Source organism: Streptomyces atriruber (assembly GCF_001418325.1).
Lineage (GTDB): Bacteria > Actinomycetota > Actinomycetes > Streptomycetales > Streptomycetaceae > Streptomyces > Streptomyces atriruber.
The window spans coordinates 1-1,943 of the sequence record NZ_LIPN01000100.1 but is presented as its reverse complement, the minus strand read 5'-3'; the positions used below and the strand labels follow the sequence as shown (position 1 = coordinate 1,943).

Below are 1,943 nucleotides of genomic sequence, written 5' to 3'. Positions count from 1 at the left end.
CGAGAACACGAGGAGTTCCCGGGCCATGCCCACCCACTGCGAACCCTGACCCGGGAACACGAACACCGCACCACCAGAGCCATGAGCCCCGGCACGCCCGGTCACCACGCCGGAAGCCTCACGTCCGGCCGCCAACTCCTCAAGACGAGACGTCAGTTCAGCAAGGTCCGAGCCGAGCACGACGGCTCGGTGCTCCAGCACCGCACGCCCACCCGCCAACGTGAACCCGACATCCCGCAGACCCGGCGCACCACCCTCGTCGAGCCGGGCCAGCAACCGCTCCGCCTGCCCCGCCAGAGCCGCCTCGCTCCGCGCCGACAACACCCATGGCACCAGCGCGTCATCATCCAGAGAGGCCGACTCGCCCTTGCCCTGGACCTCTTGGGTGGCAGGAGCGGCCTCCAGGATCACGTGCGCATTCGTCCCGCTGTAGCCGAAGGACGACACACCGGCCCTGCGGGGGCGGTCGCCCTCGGGCCACGGGCGGTTCTCCGTGAGGAGCCTGACCTGGCCCTCGGTCCAGTCGACGTGGTGCGAGGGCTCGTCCACGTGCAGGGTGCTGGGCATGATGCCGTGCCGCATGGCCTGCACCATCTTGATGATGCCCGCGACACCCGCGGCGGCCTGCGTGTGCCCGATGTTGGACTTGACGCTACCCAGCCACAACGGCCGCTCCACGTCCCGCCCTTGGCCGTACGTCGCCAGCAGCGCCTGCGCCTCGATCGGGTCGCCGAGCGTGGTGCCGGTGCCGTGGCCCTCGACGACGTCGACGTCCGCCGACCCCAGCTGCGCGGCGGCCAGGGCGTCCTGGATCACGCGCTGCTGGGCGGGACCGTTGGGCGCGGTCTGGCCGTTCGACGCTCCGTCCTGGTTCACCGCGCTGCCCCGCACGACCGCCAGGACCCGGTGGCCGTTGCGTTCCGCGTCGGACAGGCGCTCCAGGGCCAGGACGGCCACGCCCTCGCCCCAGCCGGTGCCGTCGGCGGCGGTGGCGTAGGACTTGCAGCGGCCGTCGGCGGCGAGGCCGCGCTGGCGGGAGAACTCGATGAAGACGCCGGGCGTGGACAGCACCGTCACGCCGCCCGCCAGGGCGAGGGTGCACTCGCCGTCGCGCAGCGACTGGACGGCCTGGTGCAGGGCCACCAGCGAGGAGGAGCAGGCCGTGTCGACGGTGACGGCGGGGCCCTGCAGGCCCAGCGCGTAGGAGACGCGGCCGGACACGAGGCTGCCGACGCTGCCGCCGCCGGGGTCGTAGTCGTGGTGGAAGGACCCGGCGAAGACGCCGGTCGCGGTGTCCTTGAGGGTCTGCGGGTTGATGCCCGCGCTCTCCAGGGCCTGCCACGACGCCTCCAGCATGAGGCGGTGCTGCGGGTCCATCCCGTGCGCCTCGCGGGGCGTGATGCCGAAGAACGCCGGGTCGAAGTCCGCCGCGTCGTGCAGGAATCCGCCGGAGCGGGTGTAGGTCTTGCCGGGGTTGCCCGGCTCCGGGTCGTAGAGGGCGTCGACGTCCCAGCCACGGTCGGCCGGGAAGTTCCCGATCATGTCCTCGCCCTTGAGGACGACGTCCCACAGGTGGTCCGGCGAGGACACCCCGCCGGGCAGTCGGCAGCTCATCCCGACGATCGCCACGGGTTCGCTGCGACGGTCCTCGAGGGTCTGCAACCGCCCTCGTGTGGCGTGCAGTTCCTGCGAGACCGCCTTGAGGTATTGGAGCAGTTCGCTTTCGGTGGGCATGAACTCACTCTCAACTCTGGTCGATGGCGGGTGTGGTGTCGCCGGTGATGGAGATGCCGAGGTTCTTGGTGACGAAGTCGAGGACCTCCGCGGCCGTGGCCGCTTCCAGGTCCGCGGGGTCCGGCTCGTCGTCGGCCGGGACGGGGTGCCCGTGCGCCGGGGGTTCGGTCAGGCAGCGGACGGTCTCGGCGAGGGCGGCTCGCTGGCCG

2 protein-coding genes are annotated in these 1,943 nt (G+C 71.9%); both read right to left on the bottom strand.

Features of this window, described 5'->3' with window-relative positions:
* Positions 1-1,734, bottom strand: a 1,734-nt coding sequence (locus AOK03_RS11865; RefSeq protein WP_167355596.1) for a type I polyketide synthase, incomplete at its 3' end; no start/stop codon positions are given.
* Between the two features lie 10 nt (positions 1,735-1,744).
* The coding region (locus AOK03_RS11860; RefSeq protein WP_208609530.1) for a hypothetical protein at positions 1,745-1,943 on the bottom strand (199 nt) is incomplete at its 5' end.